Below are 17,307 nucleotides of genomic sequence, written 5' to 3'. Positions count from 1 at the left end.
GTCGCCCCGACGGACAGGCATATGCTCTATTTCACGCGCTGGAAGACCACTCTCATCTTGCTGGCCGTGCTCGCCGGCGTCGTGTTCGCGTTGCCGAACCTGTTCTCACCGGCGACCGTGGCCGGGCTGCCGGAGTGGATGCCTAAGCGGCAGATGACGCTGGGCCTCGACCTGCAGGGTGGCTCGCACATCCTGCTGCAGATCGAACGGCGCGACCTGATCGAGGAGCGGCTGGAGACGACGCGCGACGACGTGCGCCGCCTGCTGCGCGACGCGCGCATCGGCTATACCGGCCTTTCCGGTTCGAACCGGACGGTGCAGGTGCGCATCCGCGACACCGGCGACGTCGAGCGCGCCCGAGAGGCCCTGGCGCAACTCATCGAGCCGGTTTCGGCCGGCCTGTTCGCCGGCGGCACCATTACCGAACTGACTCTGGAGGAGCCGGAGCCCGGTCTGCTGCGCTTCACGCTGACCGAGGAAGGCATCCGCTACCGGCTTGCCTCGGCGCTGTCGCAGTCGATCGAGGTGGTCGGCCGCCGCGTCAACGAACTCGGCACTACCGAGCCGATCATCCAGCGCCAGGGCGACGACCGCATCCTGGTACAGGTGCCCGGTCTGCAGGATCCGGAGCGCCTGAAGGACATCCTCGGCCAGACTGCCAAGCTGACCTTCCAGATGGTCGACAATTCCATGCCGGTCGAGGAGGCGATCGAGGGCCGGCCGCCACCCGGAACCACGGTCCTTTATTCGACCGACGATCCGCCGGTCCCCTATCTGATCGAGAACCGGGTGATCGTGTCGGGCGAAAACCTCGTCGACGCGCAGGCTACGTTCGACCAGCGCACCAACGAGCCGGTGGTATCGTTCCGGTTCGACACCAAGGGCGCGACGCGCTTCGGCCAGACGACGCAGGAGAATGTCGGGCGGCTGTTTGCCATCATCCTCGACAACCAGGTCATTTCGGCACCGCAGATCCGCGAACCGATCCTCGGCGGCACCGGCCAGATATCCGGCAGTTTCGACGTCCAGAGCGCCAATGATCTGGCGGTGCTGCTGCGCGCCGGCGCGTTGCCGGCGACACTGACGATCATCGAGGAGCGCACCGTGGGTCCGGGCCTCGGCCAGGATTCCATCGATGCCGGCAAGATCGCCGGCGTCATCGGCGCGATCCTCGTCGTGGCCTTCATGATGGCGGCCTACGGCATGCTCGGCCTCGTCGCCAATCTGGCGCTGGTCGCCAACGTCTCCATGATCGTGGCTCTGCTCTCCGTGCTTGGCGCCACGCTGACCTTGCCGGGCATCGCCGGCATCGTGCTCACCATGGGCATGGCGGTCGATTCCAACGTGCTTATCTACGAGCGCATCCGCGAGGAGCGACGCAACGGCCGCTCGCTGATCCAGGCGATCGATACCGGCTTTGCGCGCGCCTTCGCGACCATCGTCGACGCCAACGTCACCACCCTGATCGCCGCCGTCGTGCTGTTTTATCTCGGCAGCGGGCCGGTGCGTGGTTTTGCCGTCACACTGGCCATCGGCATCGTGACGACCGTCTTTACGGCGTTCACCTTCACCCGCTGGATGCTGGCCGAATGGGTGCGCCGCCGCAAGCCGAAGGAGCTTCCGCGCTCCTTTTTGTCATTGGTCCGCCCAGGCACCAGAATCCCCTTCATGCGGATCCGGCGCATCACCTTCGCGCTGTCGGCGTTCCTGTCGGTCGCCTCGGTCGTGCTCTTCATCGCCGTCGGCATGAATTACGGCATCGACTTCAAGGGCGGCTCGCTGATCGAGGTCCAGACCAGGGACGGCTCGCCCGCAGACATCGGTGACATTCGCGGTCGGCTTTCCGGACTGAACATAGGTGACGTTCAGGTTCAGCAGTTCGGCGTCGAAAGCGATGTCCTGATCCGGGTTGCCTCGCAGGAGGCCGGCGACAACGCCGAGCAAAGCGTTGTCGTGAAGGTGCGTGGCGAACTGGAGGAGGATTTCGACATTCGCCGCATCGAGACGGTCGGCCCGACCGTCTCCGGTGAACTGGCCTCGCAAGGTACGATCGGCGTACTCGTCGCGTTCTGCCTGATCATGGTCTATGTCTGGCTGCGCTTCGAGTGGCAGTTCGCGATCGGCGCCATTATCGCGACGGTGCACGATATCGTCATTACCGTCGGCTTCTTCGTCGTCTCCGGGATAGAGTTCAACCAGTCCTCGATCGCGGCCATCCTGACCATTGTCGGCTATTCTCTCAACGATACGGTGGTGGTCTATGACCGCGTGCGCGAGGAATTGCGCCGCTACAAGAAGCTGGCGCTGCCGGAGTTGCTCAACAACGCCATCAACCTGACGCTGTCGCGCACCATGATGACATCGGTGACAACGCTGCTGGCGTTGCTGGCGCTGTTCCTGTTCGGTGGCGAGGTCATCCGCTCGTTCACCGCCGCGATGCTCTTCGGCGTCCTGTTCGGCACCTATTCGTCGATCTTCATCGCAGCGCCGATCCTGATCCTGTTCAAGCTCAGGCCTGGCGCGCTTTCGTCGGACAAGGAAGAGGAAGGCGGACAGACCCCGGCTGAACCGTCCAAGGCCTGATCGCCATGGCACTCGGCATCAACATGCGCGAGGCCCACTTCCCGGGCCGCGCGCCGATCGACGCGTACGGCAATGGCGGCTTTCGCTTCGCCGACATGTCGCATCGCGGCTCGATCCTGTGTCTGCCGTCCGGCATCCACGGCTGGCAACCCGCCGATCCTGCGAGCCTTGCCAGCGGCGACCTCCAGCGGGTTCTCGACGAGGCGGACGACATCGAGATCCTGCTGGTCGGCATGGGCCCCGAGTTGCGCCCCTTGCCGAAGGAACTGCGCGAGGCCTTCCGTGGCGCCAGTATAGCCTGCGATCCGATGTCGACGGGCGCGGCGGTGCGCACCTACAATGTGCTGCTTGCCGAGGATCGCGCCGTTGCGGCCGCGCTGATTGCCGTCGACTGAGATGGCGGACGTGTCAAGCCATGCCGCCGGGATCGTGCGCGAAGCCGATCCGGACCGTTATCTGTCCGTACTCTATGCGCCTACCGCCCACCGAGAGGCCTTGTGGGCCCTTTATGCGTTCGATGCCGAGACGGCGCGTATTCGCGACCTGATCCACGAACCGATGCCGGGCGAAATCCGCCTGCAATGGTGGCGTGATGCGATTGCTGCCGGTCAAGCAACCGGCCATCCCGTCGCCGACGCGCTAATCACGGCGGTCGCGGAGTATCGGCTGCCGGTGGCCGCCTTCGACAATATGCTCGAAGCGCGCATTTTCGACCTCTACGACGATCCGATGCCGGACAGGACGACGCTCGAAGGCTATTGCGGCGAGACCGGCTCGGCGCTGATCCAACTTGCCGCGATGGTGCTCGATGCCGACGCGGCCCGCTCGACCGCCGACCTGGCCGGGCATGCCGGTTGTGCGCAGGTAATCGCCCATCTGCTGCGCTTGCTGCCACTGCATGCGTCACGCGGGCAGTGCTATGTGCCTGCAGATATACTCGCCGCCGTTGGCAGCGACCGCGAGCAATTGCTTGCCGGCGGCGAAGGCCGGCGACGAGCCGTATCGGCGATGGTCTCGCTGGCGCGCGAACATTTGACCGCCTTCGAGAGCGGGGCGAAGAGCCTGCCGCCGCCGCTGCGTCCGGCTTTCCTGCCGATGGCGCTTGTACCAGCCCTCATCGAGGGCATCGAGGAGGCGCCGGAGGCGGGAGGGCGTACCGTTTCAACACTGCGGCGGCACTGGCTTCTTCTGCGCGGCGCCCTGCGTGGCTGGTGACGCACCTTTTACGTTTACGTCAAGAAATGCTAGACGTCAGAGCGCTCGCGGGCATCAGGCGTACTCGATGCGGGGAGGTTGCGACAAAGCCATGAGCCTCGGCGTTCTGGTCGCCATCGTCGTTGTCGGCATCGCCGCGGTGGTGCTCGCGGTCCACTGGACCGGCGGCACGCGCGATGCCGTGCTCTCCGGCGAGGCGCATGCGCGGTCGCGCTTCGCCGATGATTTTCCAGGCGAGAAGGTGCGATCGGTGCTGCTCACCAACCCCGCGACCGCCGCCTTTCTCGAGCTTGAAGGCGTTCGAACCGGCATCGTACAGGCTTTCGGCGCACATTTCCTGACCCGCATCGTCACGCCGGCCGACATCGCCAGTGTCGGCCGCGACGGCGCCGCTACCCTTGTCATAGGAACGCGCGATTTCACCTGGCGCGGCGGCCGTTTCACCTTTGCCGATGCCGAAGACGCGGACCGGGTGGCGGCGCGGCTGTCGCCCGCCAACCAGAACGAGCAACGAAAGATCGCCTGATGGACGGCTACGCCTTTCCCAAGGTCACCGAACTTGCCATTCCCTTCTTCGTCGGCGCCATCCTGCTGGAACTCTGGCTCGTGCGCACGGGCAGGGCGAAGGGCGAGTTCGAAACCCGCGATACGCTGACCAGCCTGATGATGGGCACCGGCAACGTGGTCGCCGGCATCCTGCTCGGTTTCGTCGCCTATGCCGCGCTTTCCTGGGTGTGGCAGTTCCGTGTGTTTGATTTCGGCCTGCACTGGTGGGTCTTCGTCGTTGCCTTCCTGCTCGAGGATATGCGCTATTACTGGTATCACCGCATCGCGCATCGCTGCCGCTGGGTGTGGGCCGAGCACGTCAACCATCATTCGAGCCAGCACTACAATCTGTCGACGGCGCTCAGGCAGTCATGGACCGGCACATTCACGGGCATGTTCGTGCTGCAGGCGCCGATCGTGCTTCTGGGCTTTCACCCGGCGGTAATCGCCTTCGTCTTCGGCTTCAACCTCGTCTGGCAGTTCTGGATCCACACCGAGGCGATCGGCAAGATGTGGGGCTGGTTCGAGGCGATCTTCAACACGCCCTCGCATCACCGCGTCCACCACGCCACCAATCCGCGCTATCTCGACGCCAACTATGCCGGCACGCTGATCATCTGGGACCGCATGTTCGGCACCTTCGTGGAGGAACTGGAGGCGGACCGGCCGCGCTACGGCATCGTCAAGAACCTCGGCACGTTCAATCCGCTCAAGGTTGCCTTCCACGAGTGGGCCGGCATGTTCCGCGACGCCTTCTCGCCCGGGCTGACGCTGTCTGAGCGGCTGAAATACCTGTTCATGCCGCCTGGCTGGAGCCATGACGGCTCGCGCGAGACCTCCGAAAGCCTGAAGGCCGACTATGTCCGCCGCAATCCGGCCGAGGGGGGCAAGCCGGGTCTGCCTGCCGCGCCGTCAGGCGGGGGCGCGGTGCAGCCCGCGGAGTAGAATATTGTCTCGTCTTACATTTTCGCCCGAAGAGTTCGCTCTTCTAGCCGTCGTTGTTCAGCGACTTCAGAACTTTCTGCACGCGCCCCGCAGTGAAGCCGAAGTCCAAGCTTTTCAGGCTGAGATCTATCCCTTTCTTCGGGATCTCAATTATCGCGTAGTTTCGAAGCGGTTGAGCGATGGCGATCGTGCCAGAATCAGCGAAGGGGATACGCATGACCGACCGATACCCGAAGAGATCAGTCAGTTCGCGCTGCTAGCGAACGAATGGCAGGATGGCCCTACGTCGACTTGAGCAGATCCGCGAACTCCGCTTCCTGCTTCGCCATCTTGGCCTTCACGGCCGCCATCAGGTCGGCGGCGCGCAGCATGCCGGCGTTCCAGGTCGCGACATAGTCGAGTCCGTCGGCGACCGAGTGATCGCGCGCATAGGCGAGGTTGCGCTTGATGCCGGCGATCGCCAGCGGCGACTTTTTGGCGATCTCCTGCGCCAGTTCCAGCGCGGCGTGGATGACGGCCTCGCGATAGCCGTGCACGGCCGAAACCAGCCCGTATTCGCGCGCCTCCTCGGCCGAGAAGCGTCGGCCGGTGAAGGCGAGTTCGGCTGCGACCGCCGGCGCGATCAGCTTCGGCAGGCGCTGCAGCGTGCCGACATCGGCCGCCATGCCGATGTGGATTTCCTCGATCGCGAAATAGGCATCGGTGGAGGCAAGCCGCATGTCGCAGGCCGTGATCAGGTCGACGCCGGCGCCGACGCAGGCACCGTGGACGGCGGCAATGACCGGAAAACGCGCCCGTTCGACAGCGTTGAAGGCCTCCTGCAGTTTAAGGATCGTGTCGCGCAGCGCGTGGGCAGCGCGGCCCGGCTCCTCGTCGAACAGCTTCGCGATGTCGGAAAAGGCGGAGAGATCCATGCCGCCGGTGAAGTTGCGCCCTTCGCCGGAAATCACCGCGCAGCGCACGCCTTCGTCGCGGTCGAGCGCGCTCATCAGGCGCGGCAGTTCTTCCCAGAAATCCGGCGACATGGCGTTGGCCCGCTCGGGCCGGTTCATGGCGAGATGCGCGACGGCGCCGTCGCGCTCGACGGAAAAGAAGCTGCTTTGAATTTCGCTCATGCTCGCCTGCCGCCTTGTCAGTTGTTGGGGTCCGGGAGGGCCATGTCAGGCGCAGGTTCGGCGTCGACGGTGACAAACATCTCCGGATCGCCTTTCGAATGCATGATGTCGCGCCAGACGAACCCTGTTTCGGGGTCGACCCAGTATTCGCTGCGGGTGGGCGTTCCGGTGTTATGGACCTTGTAGTCGGCTTCGTAGTGATTGACCGTTTTTCCGTTCAGGTCGACGCCGTATTCGCATGTGATGTTGGTGGCCTTTTCGGCCTGGCTGACGATGCCGGCGATAACCGTCTCCATCACTTCCGCGGATGTCGAGTTGGCAAGCGTCCAGGTCTTGCCCTTGTCGGTCGTCGTATAGACATCGCCGTTTATGAAGGAGAGGCTGACGGGAGACTTCTCGGCATCGTAGTAGAGCGAGCCCTCGGCCGTCTGCAGCGAATAGCCGCGCATTTCGTGCTCGCCGAACCTGGTCACGGACGTTCCAAACCGGTTGATCTGCTTGGTCGGTGCGTTCTTTCCGTAGGGTGCCATCAACGCGCGCACCGCCGTTTCGCACTCGGCCTGATCGGCATGGGCGGGAAAGGCGGTGGGTGCGAGGCAGCCCAAAAAAAGCGCGCACGCGCGCAAAACACGACTGTTCATCGGGGAAAACCTCCTGAGTGACTTTTTCCAGTCTTCAGGCGCGAACCGTCGCGGTCAACCCGCCTTGCCGTACTATTCCGCTGCCTGGGCGGAAGCTTCATGCCCCAGCCATTTGCGGCAGTCCGCCAATGCACGTCGCGTCGTGGCGCGTTTCCTGGCCAACGCCTTGTCCTTGCCGCGAAAACGGCCCTCGAACCCTTCCGGCTTCAGCTTCGTGCCCGGATCGAGTGGCGGGAACAGGCCGAAATTGACGTTCATGGGCTGGAAGGAGCGCTTGCCGGGCTCGTCGTCGGAGACGAGGTGTCCGCCGGTAATATGGTTCAGCAGCGCGCCGAAAGCGGTGGTTGCCGGCGGCAACGAGGGGGCATTGCCGAGCCGCTCTGCCGCCGCGAAGCGTCCGGCCAGCAGCCCGATCGCGGCCGATTCGACATAACCCTCGCAGCCGGTGATCTGGCCGGCAAAACGCAAGCCTGGCCGCGACTTCAGTTGCAGCGAGCCGTCGAGCAGCACCGGCGAGTTGATATAGGTGTTGCGGTGGAGGCCGCCGAGACGCGCGAACTCGGCGTTTTCGAGCCCGGGAATCATGCGGAAGATGCGCCCCTGCTCGCCATATTTCAGCTTCGTCTGGAAGCCGACCATGTTGTAGAGCGTGCCGAGCGCATTGTCCTGGCGCAGCTGCACCACCGCGTATGGCTTGGTTTCGGGATCGTGCTCGTTGGTCAGCCCGACCGGCTTCATCGGCCCGTGCCGCAAGGTTTCCGGCCCGCGCTCGGCCATGATCTCGATCGGCAGGCAGCCGTCGAAATAGGGCGTGCCTTCCCATTGCTTGAACTCGGTCTTGTCGCCGGCGATCAGCGCCGCGATGAAGGCCTCGTATTCGGCCTTCGACATCGGGCAGTTGATGTAGTCCTTGCCGGTGCCGCCCGGACCGACCTTGTCGTAGCGCGACTGGAACCACGCCTTTTGCATGTCGATCGTGTCGAAATGCACGATCGGGGCGATGGCATCGAAGAAGGCAAGGGCGTCGGCGCCGGTTTCGGCGCGGATGGCCTCCGCCAAGCTCGGCGCCGTCAGCGGTCCCGTGGCGATGATCGCCAAGTCCCAGCTCTCCGGTGGCAGGCCGGAGATTTCCTCGCGCACTACGCTGATCAGCGGATGCGCTTCGACTTCCCGCGTCACCGCGTCCGAAAAGCCGTCGCGGTCGACGGCGAGCGCGCCGCCAGCCGGCACCTGGTGCGCGTCGCCCGATGCCATGATCAGCGAACCGGCGAGCCGCATTTCGGCATGCAGGAGGCCGACCGCGTTGGTCTCGGCATCGTCGGAGCGGAACGAGTTGGAGCAGACCAGTTCGGCGAGACCGTCGGTCTTGTGTGCGTCGGTGCCGCGCACGCCGCGCATCTCGTGCAGGATGACGGGAACGCCGGCGGACGCGATCTGCCATGCCGCTTCCGATCCTGCGAGGCCGCCGCCGACAACATGGATGGGTTTGATGCTCATGGGAGCAGCAATTAGGCTTCCGGGCGGGCGAATGCAATCGTCCGGGTCTCGTCGGCACGGGGGCGTTAGATGGCGTTTTCGGCATTGCCCTCGCCTGGCCGTGCACCTATCCTGCGCCCCGCGAGCGGCGGAGGGACCATGCGCAGGGCTTCTATCCTTCTGTTCGGCTTTCTGGCGGGCTGCACGTCGGTGTCGAGCAACTATACGGGCGACATCACGCGGACGGAAACGACGCGTCTCTACGTCTGCCACGGCTACAATTGCAACTACAAGACGCGCCTCGACATCAACCAGCAGGATGCCGATCAGTTCGCCGAGATTTTCGCCTACGCGCCGACCTCGCCGGAAGAGGAGCGCAAGGCGGTTTCGGTGGCCGTCCAGTATTTCGAACGGCGCTCCGAGCAGGTCATCGGGATAACCGACCAGCCGAAGTCGACACTGGCCGGAACGCGCGAGCGCGGGCAGATGGACTGCATCGACGAATCCACGAACACGCGTTCACTACTGCTCTATCTCGAAAAACGCGGCCTGCTGACGCATCACAACGTCCAGGCAAACGTGTCGCGCGGTTTCTTCCTCGACGGGCGTTATCCCCATTCGACAGCAGTGCTGCGCGAACGCGGCGGCGAGAAATGGGCGGTCGATTCCTGGTATGCGCCGATGGGCGGAGCCCCCGACATCCTGCCATTGCGCGAATGGCTGCCGCGCGGCTTCCTGTCGGCCGGCGATCTGCCGGTCTAACGATCACGAAGCGGCGACGCTCGCAGCCCGGATTCTGAAAAGGCTTTCTGAAAAAGAAAACACCCGCCGGGGGAGGAGGTCCGGCGGGTGTCTTTAGGGTGGTCGGCATCCGGGAGGAGGTGGATGCCGACCTTATCCGTCAGGGCCTGGGAGGAGGTAGGCCCTGGCGAAATCCTTGAATTCGTCAGATCGAGCGGCGGGCGACGAAGGGGATGTCGCCGCGGCTGATGCCAAGGTCGTTGAGTTCGCGGTTGGACAGGCGGCTCAGCTCACTCACGGTCTCGCGGTAGCGGCGCCAGTTGCGGTAGTTGCGGATCAGGTTCATGGTCACTCTCTTTCGTATATCTTCGTTTCGGCTGTTCTCTGTGTACGAACGGAAGATAGGCGCGCCCGGTCCGATTTTGAAGCGCAGATATTGCATAGCAGCAATGCGTTTTGTGCAGCGCAGCAAAGCCTTGAAATAACGCAACGTTTGCGGACAGGAGCGACTCGAGTGCCGCCGCGTCTGGCGAAATCGTCATATCTTCCCTTTGCGGCCGCGACGGCATAGTTTGACGCCCGTGGATCGCCGAGCAGGACAGCTCCTAAAATGGCCTCTCATGCCGCCAAGGTGAACAGGGACATCGAGCGCTGGCTCGGAGCCGGCATGATCGATGCCGGGACGGCCGAGAAGCTGCGCGCCGATGTCGAGGCGCACGCGCGGCGTGGTTTTTCCTTTGGCGCGATCCTGGCGATGCTGTCTGCGCTCCTGTTCGGTGCTGCGATCCTGATTTTCGTCGCCGCCAACTGGGAGGACTTTCCGCGCCTTGCCAGGGTCGTGATGCTGTTCGCCGTGATCCTTGGCACCTATGTCGTCGGGGCGTGGCTGGTCGTCCGCGACCAGCGCGCGGCAGGCGAGGCGGCCTGGATCGTCGGCGGTGCCGCCTTCGGCGCGTCGATTGCGCTCATCGGACAGATGTACCACCTGTCGGGCGACGAGGCGGCGGCCATTCTCACCTGGTGTTTCGGCGTTGCGGCTGCGTCGCTGCTTTTGCGCTCGTCGGCGCTCAATGTCGGCGCGGTAGCGCTGGCCTGCACATGGCTCTGGATCGACAGCTGGGATTTCTGGCGTGACGAACCGCTGCCGCTGACATGGCTGGCCTTGGCGGCGGCGCTGTGGGCGTTGTCGCTATGGACGCAAAGCCGCGCGGCGCGGCATCTCATCATCCTGGCATTGGTGTTCTACGCCGTGATGGCGCATCTGCGGACCGGCCATATCGCGGTCCCGATCGGGCTTGCCATCGTCTCGACCGCTTTCCTGCTCGCGGCCGTGCACGCGGAAGCTGCGGTCGAACGCCTGTTGCGGCTGGGCGGTGGCGCTGCCGTGCATGCCCTGATCGGCTTTTCGACGGCCATGATGCTGATCCAGATCGAGTTCATGGAAGGCTGGGGTTTCATCCTTGCCGCGCTCGTCACCTTTGCCGGCAGCATTGCCGCGCTTGTTCTGGCCGGGCGTGACAGCCGTGCGCTGCGCTGGCTCGCCTATCTTCTGTTCGGGGTCGAGCTCTGCGTCGTCTACGTCAACACCGTCGGTACAATGCTTGGCACGGCGGGCTTCTTCCTGGCGGCAGGCCTGGTTCTGGCCGTGATGGCATTCGTCATCATCAGGCTCGAACGCCGGCTCGCGACGCGGCCGGCCAATGCAGGGGCGGCGACATGAAACGTCCAGTCTGGCTTTTCGCCGCCGCCGTTCTCGCCGCGCTGCTCCAGATCGGCTTCCTTGCCTGGATGATCAATGCGCGGGCCGCCATCCTGCGTGACGGGCGCGAGGTATTGCTGAAAGTCCAGCCGGTCGATCCGCGCGACCTGTTGCGCGGCGATTATGTCCGCCTCGGCTACAACATCTCGGCCTTGCCCAAGACCTTGCTCGAAACCGGGCCGGATGAGGCCGAACTGGCACGTGACGCCACGGTCTGGCTCCGGGTCCGGCGTGGCGAGGACGGGATCTTCGCGCCGGTGTCGTTGCGGCTGCGGGCCGAAGCGCCGGCGCTGGCCGAGGAAGAGGCCGACATACGAGGGCGCGTGCGCAGCGGCTGGCAGGAGATTACCGGGACGATCCTCGTCGACTACGGAATCGAACGCTTTTACCTGCCGGAAGGCGAGGGGCGTGCGATCGAGGCCGACATGCGCGAGCGCTCCTTCTTCATGATCGTCGCTGTCGGCGATGATGGCCAGGCGCAGATCAAGGCGTTCCTCGATGGCGACCAGCGGCTCTACGAGGAGCCGCTTTACTAGCCGGCGCCGAGAACGCCTCTATATGGCCCTGCAAGCTGCTGGCCACGGGCAAAAAAAGCCGCATTTTTGCGGTGTTTTTCCTTTGAAGCCATGATGGCTGATGATATAGAACGCCGCGCTTTCGGGGGCCGAGCGTCCCCGGAGCGGGTGTGGTGGAACTGGTAGACACGCAGGATTTAGGTTCCTGTGGCGCAAGCCGTGGGGGTTCAAGTCCCTCCACCCGCACCAGAAAGCCACTCCCGGCAGAAGAATCCGGCAATGCGCGCGGCGGGGGCCGACCCGCCGGTATTCGCGAAGACAAAGGTTAGACGATGCAGGTTACCGAAACGCTGAATGCAGGGCTGAAACGCGAGATCCAGGTGATCGTGCCCGCCAAGGACATGGAAGCCCGGCTTGTCGAGCGGCTCGAGGACGCCAAGTCCAAGGTGCGCATCAACGGCTTCCGTCCCGGCAAGGTGCCGCTGCAGCATCTGCGCAAGATGTACGGCAAGGCGATGATGGCCGAGGTCGTCAACGATATCCTGTCCAAGTCGACCGGTTCGATCATCTCCGACCGTGGCGAAAAGGCCGCCATGCAGCCCGAGGTCACCATGACCGAGGACGAGAAGGAAGCCGAGAAGGTGCTTTCCGGCGAGGCCGATTTCTCCTTCCAGATCGCCTACGAGGTCATCCCGCCGATCGAGGTGAAGGATGTCGCCGACATCAAGGTGACGCGCGAGATCTACGACGTTCCAGAGGCCGAGATCGAGGAACAGGCGCTGCGCGTGGCTGAATCGGCCCGCAGCTTCACCACCAAGAAGGGCAAGGCCGAGGACGGCGACCGCGTCACCATCGACTATGTCGGCAAGATCGACGGCGAGCCCTTCGAGGGCGGCGCCGACACCGGCGCCAATCTGGTGCTCGGTTCCGGCCAGTTCATCCCGGGCTTCGAAGAGCAGCTTGTCGGCGTCAAGGCCGGCGACGAGAAGGTCATCTCGGTGACCTTCCCGGCCGAGTACCAGGCGGCGCATCTGGCCGGCAAGGACGCCACCTTCGACGTCAAGGTGACCGAAGTCGCCAAGCCCGAGCCGCTCGAACTCAATGACGAAGTCGCCAAGAACCTCGGTCTGGAATCGGCCGACAAGCTGCGCGAGATCGTGAAGGGTCAGCTCGAGAACCAGTTCGGCGCGCTGACGCGCCAGAAGGTGAAGCGCCAGCTGCTCGACCAGCTCGACGCCGTCTATTCCTTCGAAGCGCCGTCCAAGCTGGTCGAGGCCGAGTTCGAGAACATCTGGAACCAGGTGACCGGTGACCTCGAGAAGGCCGGACGCAACTTCGAGGACGAAGAGACGACCGAGGAGAAGGCGCGCGCCGAGTATCAGCGCCTTGCCGAGCGCCGGGTGCGCCTTGGCCTGGTGCTTGCCGAGATCGGCGAGAAGGCCGGTGTTCAGATCACCGACGAGGAAATGCAGCGCGCGCTCTACGAGACCGTGCGGCACTATCCCGGACAGGAAAAGGAAATCTTCGAGTTCTACCGCAGCAACCCGCAGGCGCAGGCCAATCTGCGCGCGCCGCTGTTCGAGGAGAAGGTCATCGACCACTTGCTCGGCCAGGTCGACGTGACCGACAAGAAGGTCTCCAAGGACGAGCTCCTCGCCGATGACGAAGAGACCGCCGAGGCGGCGCCCAAGAAGAAGGCACCGGCCAAGAAGAAGGCTGCACCGAAGAAGGCCGCCGCCAAGGACGAGGGCAGCGACGGCGAGTAGCCGTCTTTTTCGGACACACCGATGTGAAACGGCCGCCTTTCCGGGCGGCCGTTTTCATTTGGCGGCAGATCTCAGCCGCGGATGGCGATGATCGACTTGTTCAGGCCGGCGATCTTCTCGTGCACGATCCTCCCGTCCGGAAACAGCCCCGCCATTTCCCGCGTCGACAGCAGCCGGTGGTGGTGGATGATGTCCATTGCTTCCTCCAGCGAGCCGATGCGCTGGAAGAAGCCGAGCGCGAAACGCATGATCAGCGCGGCGCGGACCCGCTTCGGCAGGTACTGAAAGCCGGCAAAGCGGAAATGCGGCTCATAGGCGAACCAGTAGTTCGGCGTCTGCACGTAATAGCGTGGCGCCAGGCGCCGCGCGTTGACCGCGAAAGTCTCCATGTTGGCCCAATCGCCGACATGTTCGATGACCGAATTGGAATGGACGAGGTCGAACTGGCGGCCGGGGAACAGCCCCGGATCGGCGGCGCTGTCCTCGACGAATTCGAACAGCCCCGCATCCGCGACCTCCTGCGGCTCCGTGTTGACCACGGTGAAGCGCAGCCGGTCGCGGTTCCCGCGGATGAAGTCGGCGCCGATCTTCCAGTAGGTCTCGGTGCCGCCGAGGTCGAGAATCTCGGCATAGCCGCGTTCGGCCAGGATGTCCTCGATCAGCCGGCGGATATGCGCGAAGCGCCGCGCCCGGAAACCGAATTCGAGGCTTTTCGCGTTGGTGTAGGGGTCGGCCCTGCGCGGACCGAGCACCTCTGCGCCGGCGACGCCGACGGTCCCCTGTATCGTCATGATGAACTCCCACTGTCACCCGGGAGCAAGGTTAATGGAAAGTTAATCCTGATGCTTAACAAATAGTATGTGTGGTTAATGAAGAAAATTTGAGACAATATTTGTGAATATTAAAACGAGCGCGGCCCAGCCTCAGCGCGCCATTAGCTGAGCCACCAGGTCGGCTACAGGACGGCTGCCGTCGACCCGCACCACCGGCACGTGCTGCGCCGCCAGCCAGGCCTCGTGCCGTGCCCGGTTGCGCCCCTCGAATGTCGGATCATCATAGCGTGATGCCCATGTCCGAAACGCCAGATGCGCCTCGTGCATGTCGCCGCCCGGCAGGATTCTCCCGCCGTGGCGGTCGAGTTCGCGCGCCTTGAGTCGTTCGATGCGGACCGGGGTAGGCGTGTCGACGAAGACGATCAGGACCGCGTGGCGGGTCAGCGCGTCACCCCAGCCGTCGAACGACCCGGTCAGGACCCACCCGTCGGTCCCTTGCCTTGCCTCGATGAGGCGGACGCGGTCGGCCGGCGGCCGTTTGGTGGTGTAAGGCGGGTCGGTCGGCATCCAGTAGAAATCGTCCACATCGAGATGCTGGACAGCGAACCGTTCAGCCAGTGCCGCCCCCAGGGTCGAGACCCCGGCGCAGGAGGCGCCGGTCAGATAGACGCGTGGGCTGGTTTTCATCTCGAAGCGACCTCGCTGGCGGGAGCGCGGTGCTAGCGACGATGCGCGTGAGGGTCAAGCGCGAGGGCTCGTGGCTGTGCGAGCGATTGGTCAAAACACATTCCGTGCTACCTCACGAGCAGGTAGGAGGATTTCACATCTTCGTACTCATAGAATCCGAGCCGACCGGGAATACATGAGATAAACGCGCTTTCACCCATGCCCACAACGGCGCCGAGCGCAGCATTCACGGGCATTGTTCGACCATCCAGGGCAGGGTCGGCGGCCAGCACATAGCAGTCGGGTGGCGCTCCCAGCTGTCGTAGCGTCGCCTCGACAGAGGCCGGGAAGGTTGCCGTGCCGACGAGATGCCGCGCGAAGGAAGGGTCCAAGCGCACAGAATGGGGCAGCAAGGCGCGGACGTCGTTCCGGCGTTTCTCGCCGCGCTCCAGCAACACTTGCATTCGGCGTCTTGTCGAACCGGACAAGAAGGTCAGAAAACCGCGTTCGTGTTCATTCATGATCCGCTTGGACCCCCGGTGGCTCGGCAAGGCCGCGTTCACTACCTCAGATCAGTTGCATGCCTTTGAGGCTGGCATGGCCGTCCTTGCCGACGATGATGTGGTCGTGCACCGAAATGCCGAGCGGCTTGGCCGATTCGATGATGAGCCGTGTCATCTCGATGTCGGCGCGCGACGGCGTCGGGTCGCCAGATGGATGGTTGTGGACCAGGATCAGCGCCGTTGCCGACAGTTCCAGCGCCCGGCGCACCACCTCGCGCGGATAGACCGGCGTGTGGTCGACAGTGCCGGTCTGCTGCACCTCGTCGGCGATCAGGGCGTTCTTCTTGTCCAGGAACAGGATGCGGAACTGCTCGCGCGGCTCGAACGCCATCGAGGTGCGGCAATAGTCGAGTACGTCGCTCCACGAGGTGAGCACCTGGCGGCCGCGGATACGGCCGCGCAGCATGCGCTCGGCGGCCGCAGCCACCAGCTTCAGATCAAAAGCGACGGTGGGGCCGACGCCGTTGACCTCCTGCAGGAGATGCAGCGGCGCACCGAGCACCTCGGCGAAGGAGCCGAAGCGCGCGATCAGGGCCTTGGCGAGAGGCTTGGTGTCGGCGCGGGGGATGGTGCGGAAGAGCAGCATTTCCAGAAGCTCGTACTCGGCCAGCGAGGCTGAGCCGCCCTCGCGCAGCCTGTCGCGCAGGCGCTGGCGATGACCCGAATAATGCGGCTTGGCCGGCCGGGCGGGTCGCTCGGCAAAAAAGCCGCGTTCGTCGTCGTCCCTGTCCGCCGTCATCCGCGCACCCGTAACCCCCGGCTCGCGCCGGCCGTCAAACGCCCCCTGGCGAATCTAGTGCAAGTTTCAAGCGGATTGAACAGGTCGCGTCAGGCGCGTGGTTGTTTTCAGCCTGAGGCGTCGGCGTGCCTCAATCGGGCAGGCCGGGCCTGTCGAGGCCGGCGGGCGAAAGCGTGAAGACCTCGCAGCCCGTCTCGGTCACGCCGATCGTGTGTTCGTACTGCGCCGACAGCGAGCGGTCGCGGGTAACCGCCGTCCAGCCGTCGGACAAGACTTTGACGTGCGGGCGGCCGAGATTGATCATCGGCTCGACCGTGAAGATCATTCCGGGCTTCATCTCCACGCCCTCGCTCGGGCTGCCATAGTGCAGGATGTTGGGCGCGTCGTGGAACAGAAGCCCGACGCCGTGGCCGCAGAAGTCACGCACGACCGAGCAGCGCTCGGCTTCCGCATAGGACTGGATCGCCGCGCCGATGGCCCCGGTGCGCGCACCGGGGCGGATCGCGGCAATCCCGCGCATCAGACTTTCGTGGGTCACCTCGAGCAGCCGCTCGGCGGCGCGCTTGATGCGGCCGACCGGGTACATGCGCGAGGAATCGCCGTGCCAGCCATCGACGATATAGGTCACGTCGACATTGACGATGTCGCCTTCGCGCAACGGCTTGGCGTCCGGGATGCCATGGCACACCACGTGATTGATCGAGGTGCAGGAGGATTTGGTGTAGCCGCGATAGTTGAGCGTTGCCGGGATCGCGTCGTGGTCCATGCCGAACTCGAAGACGAAGCGGTCGATCGCCTCCGTCGTCACACCTGGCTCGACCATGGCAGCCAGCTGGTCGAGGCAGCGCGCCGTCAGATCGCAGGCCTTGCGCATGCCGCCGAACGCCGCCTCGTCATAAAGGCGGATCTGGCCGGTGTTTTTCAGCGGCGCGGTCGCTGCTTCCTGGTAGGTGACCATGGCTCGGGCTTTCTGCGGCTTGGCGGTCGGCGCGGCCAGCAGAGATGCGCAGCCACCGCTCTGCTTTGGCATTGATAGCGGCGCGCATCAAGTGCGAAGGGCAAGCAGCACGCGTTCGCGACGGGCTGTAGAGCAGACCCGACGTTGCTGTCAGTGCGGCAGAGCGATTTTGATGTAGGAACAACTGGCACGCCCAACGGGACTCGAACCCGTGTTTCCGCCGTGAAAGGGCGGCGTCCTAGACCGCTAGACGATGGGCGCGCGGAGGAACGTGCGGCCTTATAGTCAGCTTGCCCGATACCGGCA

General features: G+C 64.3%; 19 protein-coding genes and 2 tRNA genes. 10 read left to right on the top strand and 11 right to left on the bottom strand.

The annotated features are described in order from the left end of the window. Window positions 1-21: 21 nt before the first annotated feature. From secDF to FQ775_RS09610, 5 genes are all read left to right on the top strand, one after another. Complete coding sequence (secDF, locus tag FQ775_RS09630) at window positions 22-2,583, top strand: protein translocase subunit SecDF (RefSeq protein WP_146297861.1); 2,562 nt, start codon at window positions 22-24, stop codon at window positions 2,581-2,583. 5 nt (window positions 2,584-2,588) lie between these two features. Beyond that, window positions 2,589-2,978, top strand: coding sequence for an Mth938-like domain-containing protein (locus FQ775_RS09625; protein ID WP_146297860.1), 390 nt, complete (start codon window positions 2,589-2,591; stop codon window positions 2,976-2,978). A gap of 1 nt (window position 2,979) precedes the next feature. Continuing rightward, window positions 2,980-3,798 carry a phytoene/squalene synthase family protein gene (locus tag FQ775_RS09620; RefSeq protein ID WP_146297859.1) on the top strand — a complete coding sequence of 273 codons (819 nt, stop codon included), beginning with the start codon at window positions 2,980-2,982 and terminating at the stop codon, window positions 3,796-3,798. A 91-nt stretch (window positions 3,799-3,889) separates the two neighbouring features. Beyond that, window positions 3,890-4,324 (top strand): hypothetical protein, encoded by a 435-nt coding sequence (locus FQ775_RS09615; RefSeq protein ID WP_146297858.1) that lies wholly within the window; start codon window positions 3,890-3,892, stop codon window positions 4,322-4,324. Beyond that, a complete protein-coding gene (locus tag FQ775_RS09610) occupies window positions 4,324-5,289 on the top strand; it encodes a sterol desaturase family protein (RefSeq protein ID WP_206064859.1) in 966 nt (321 codons plus the stop codon). Before FQ775_RS09615 ends, FQ775_RS09610 begins: the two co-directional genes overlap by 1 nt. Window positions 5,290-5,332: 43 nt before the next feature. On the opposite strand, the gene FQ775_RS09605 is transcribed toward FQ775_RS09610, so the two are convergent. From FQ775_RS09605 to trmFO, 4 genes are all read right to left on the bottom strand, one after another. Beyond that, a complete protein-coding gene (locus tag FQ775_RS09605; RefSeq protein WP_167812879.1) occupies window positions 5,333-5,506 on the bottom strand; it encodes a hypothetical protein in 174 nt (57 codons plus the stop codon). A 64-nt stretch (window positions 5,507-5,570) separates the two neighbouring features. Then, window positions 5,571-6,404, bottom strand: a complete 834-nt coding sequence (locus FQ775_RS09600; RefSeq protein WP_146297856.1) for a crotonase/enoyl-CoA hydratase family protein — start codon at window positions 6,402-6,404, stop codon at window positions 5,571-5,573. 17 nt (window positions 6,405-6,421) lie between these two features. Further along, a complete protein-coding gene (locus FQ775_RS09595; protein WP_146297855.1) occupies window positions 6,422-6,934 on the bottom strand; it encodes a hypothetical protein in 513 nt (170 codons plus the stop codon). A gap of 183 nt (window positions 6,935-7,117) precedes the next feature. Further along, entirely contained in the window at window positions 7,118-8,542 is a 1,425-nt protein-coding gene (gene trmFO, locus FQ775_RS09590) for a methylenetetrahydrofolate--tRNA-(uracil(54)-C(5))-methyltransferase (FADH(2)-oxidizing) TrmFO (RefSeq protein ID WP_146297854.1), read from the bottom strand. A gap of 138 nt (window positions 8,543-8,680) precedes the next feature. On the opposite strand from trmFO, the gene FQ775_RS09585 reads away from it, so the two are divergent. Beyond that, on the top strand, window positions 8,681-9,283 hold the full coding sequence (locus FQ775_RS09585; RefSeq protein ID WP_146297853.1) for a hypothetical protein: 603 nt from the start codon (window positions 8,681-8,683) through the stop codon (window positions 9,281-9,283). 184 nt (window positions 9,284-9,467) lie between these two features. Here FQ775_RS09585 and FQ775_RS09580 read toward each other — a convergent pair whose 3' ends face one another. Beyond that, window positions 9,468-9,608, bottom strand: a complete 141-nt coding sequence (locus FQ775_RS09580; protein WP_146297852.1) for a DUF1127 domain-containing protein — start codon at window positions 9,606-9,608, stop codon at window positions 9,468-9,470. Window positions 9,609-9,872: 264 nt separating this feature from the next. On the opposite strand from FQ775_RS09580, the gene FQ775_RS09575 reads away from it, so the two are divergent. The 4 genes from FQ775_RS09575 to tig all read left to right on the top strand — a co-directional run bounded on the left by FQ775_RS09575 (window position 9,873) and on the right by tig (window position 13,302). Further along, window positions 9,873-10,982: a DUF2157 domain-containing protein gene (locus FQ775_RS09575; RefSeq protein ID WP_146297851.1), complete on the top strand. Its 1,110-nt coding sequence runs from the start codon at window positions 9,873-9,875 to the stop codon at window positions 10,980-10,982. Continuing rightward, window positions 10,979-11,557, top strand: coding sequence for a GDYXXLXY domain-containing protein (locus FQ775_RS09570; protein WP_146297850.1), 579 nt, complete (start codon window positions 10,979-10,981; stop codon window positions 11,555-11,557). The genes FQ775_RS09575 and FQ775_RS09570 overlap by 4 nt, the downstream gene beginning before the upstream one ends. A gap of 143 nt (window positions 11,558-11,700) precedes the next feature. After that, window positions 11,701-11,785 (top strand) — tRNA-Leu (locus FQ775_RS09565). A gap of 83 nt (window positions 11,786-11,868) precedes the next feature. Next, the gene (tig, locus tag FQ775_RS09560) at window positions 11,869-13,302 is read left to right on the top strand and encodes a trigger factor (RefSeq protein WP_146297849.1); all 1,434 of its coding nucleotides are present in this window, start codon (window positions 11,869-11,871) and stop codon (window positions 13,300-13,302) included. 71 nt (window positions 13,303-13,373) lie between these two features. Here the strand turns inward: tig and FQ775_RS09555 are convergent, their stop codons facing one another. From FQ775_RS09555 to FQ775_RS09530, 6 genes are all read right to left on the bottom strand, one after another. Then, a complete protein-coding gene (locus FQ775_RS09555; protein WP_146297848.1) occupies window positions 13,374-14,093 on the bottom strand; it encodes a class I SAM-dependent methyltransferase in 720 nt (239 codons plus the stop codon). Between the two features lie 132 nt (window positions 14,094-14,225). Then, complete coding sequence (locus FQ775_RS09550) at window positions 14,226-14,762, bottom strand: P-loop NTPase family protein (protein WP_146297847.1); 537 nt, start codon at window positions 14,760-14,762, stop codon at window positions 14,226-14,228. 107 nt (window positions 14,763-14,869) lie between these two features. Further along, window positions 14,870-15,262, bottom strand: a complete 393-nt coding sequence (locus FQ775_RS09545; RefSeq protein WP_146297846.1) for a hypothetical protein — start codon at window positions 15,260-15,262, stop codon at window positions 14,870-14,872. A 46-nt stretch (window positions 15,263-15,308) separates the two neighbouring features. Next, complete coding sequence (gene radC, locus FQ775_RS09540; protein WP_146297845.1) at window positions 15,309-16,043, bottom strand: RadC family protein; 735 nt, start codon at window positions 16,041-16,043, stop codon at window positions 15,309-15,311. A 130-nt stretch (window positions 16,044-16,173) separates the two neighbouring features. Then, window positions 16,174-17,001 (bottom strand): type I methionyl aminopeptidase, encoded by an 828-nt coding sequence (map, locus tag FQ775_RS09535; RefSeq protein ID WP_146301798.1) that lies wholly within the window; start codon window positions 16,999-17,001, stop codon window positions 16,174-16,176. Between the two features lie 185 nt (window positions 17,002-17,186). Continuing rightward, window positions 17,187-17,262: transfer RNA gene (locus FQ775_RS09530), tRNA-Glu, on the bottom strand. Window positions 17,263-17,307 lie beyond the last annotated feature (45 nt).

Origin of the sequence: Nitratireductor mangrovi, assembly GCF_007922615.2 — a bacterium.
GTDB classification, from domain to species: domain Bacteria; phylum Pseudomonadota; class Alphaproteobacteria; order Rhizobiales; family Rhizobiaceae; genus Mangrovimarina; species Mangrovimarina mangrovi.
The sequence above is the reverse complement of the archived record's forward strand: the minus strand, read 5'-3'. Positions and strand labels throughout refer to the sequence as shown.

Excerpts from the sequence above, each read along its gene's own strand:
- secDF (WP_146297861.1), top strand. The coding sequence starts at position 22 with ATGCTCTATTTCACGCGCTGGAAGACCACTCTCATCTTGCTGGCCGTG.
- FQ775_RS09625 (WP_146297860.1), top strand. The coding sequence starts at position 2,589 with ATGGCACTCGGCATCAACATGCGCGAGGCCCACTTCCCGGGCCGCGCG.
- FQ775_RS09620 (WP_146297859.1), top strand. The coding sequence starts at position 2,980 with ATGGCGGACGTGTCAAGCCATGCCGCCGGGATCGTGCGCGAAGCCGAT.
- FQ775_RS09615 (WP_146297858.1), top strand. The coding sequence starts at position 3,890 with ATGAGCCTCGGCGTTCTGGTCGCCATCGTCGTTGTCGGCATCGCCGCG.
- FQ775_RS09610 (WP_206064859.1), top strand. The coding sequence starts at position 4,324 with ATGGACGGCTACGCCTTTCCCAAGGTCACCGAACTTGCCATTCCCTTC.
- FQ775_RS09605 (WP_167812879.1), bottom strand. The coding sequence starts at position 5,506 with ATGCGTATCCCCTTCGCTGATTCTGGCACGATCGCCATCGCTCAACCG.
- FQ775_RS09600 (WP_146297856.1), bottom strand. The coding sequence starts at position 6,404 with ATGAGCGAAATTCAAAGCAGCTTCTTTTCCGTCGAGCGCGACGGCGCC.
- FQ775_RS09595 (WP_146297855.1), bottom strand. The coding sequence starts at position 6,934 with ATGGCACCCTACGGAAAGAACGCACCGACCAAGCAGATCAACCGGTTT.
- trmFO (WP_146297854.1), bottom strand. The coding sequence starts at position 8,542 with ATGAGCATCAAACCCATCCATGTTGTCGGCGGCGGCCTCGCAGGATCG.
- FQ775_RS09585 (WP_146297853.1), top strand. The coding sequence starts at position 8,681 with ATGCGCAGGGCTTCTATCCTTCTGTTCGGCTTTCTGGCGGGCTGCACG.
- FQ775_RS09580 (WP_146297852.1), bottom strand. The coding sequence starts at position 9,608 with ATGAACCTGATCCGCAACTACCGCAACTGGCGCCGCTACCGCGAGACC.
- FQ775_RS09575 (WP_146297851.1), top strand. The coding sequence starts at position 9,873 with ATGGCCTCTCATGCCGCCAAGGTGAACAGGGACATCGAGCGCTGGCTC.
- FQ775_RS09570 (WP_146297850.1), top strand. The coding sequence starts at position 10,979 with ATGAAACGTCCAGTCTGGCTTTTCGCCGCCGCCGTTCTCGCCGCGCTG.
- tig (WP_146297849.1), top strand. The coding sequence starts at position 11,869 with ATGCAGGTTACCGAAACGCTGAATGCAGGGCTGAAACGCGAGATCCAG.
- FQ775_RS09555 (WP_146297848.1), bottom strand. The coding sequence starts at position 14,093 with ATGACGATACAGGGGACCGTCGGCGTCGCCGGCGCAGAGGTGCTCGGT.
- FQ775_RS09550 (WP_146297847.1), bottom strand. The coding sequence starts at position 14,762 with ATGAAAACCAGCCCACGCGTCTATCTGACCGGCGCCTCCTGCGCCGGG.
- FQ775_RS09545 (WP_146297846.1), bottom strand. The coding sequence starts at position 15,262 with ATGAATGAACACGAACGCGGTTTTCTGACCTTCTTGTCCGGTTCGACA.
- radC (WP_146297845.1), bottom strand. The coding sequence starts at position 16,043 with ATGACGGCGGACAGGGACGACGACGAACGCGGCTTTTTTGCCGAGCGA.
- map (WP_146301798.1), bottom strand. The coding sequence starts at position 17,001 with ATGGTCACCTACCAGGAAGCAGCGACCGCGCCGCTGAAAAACACCGGC.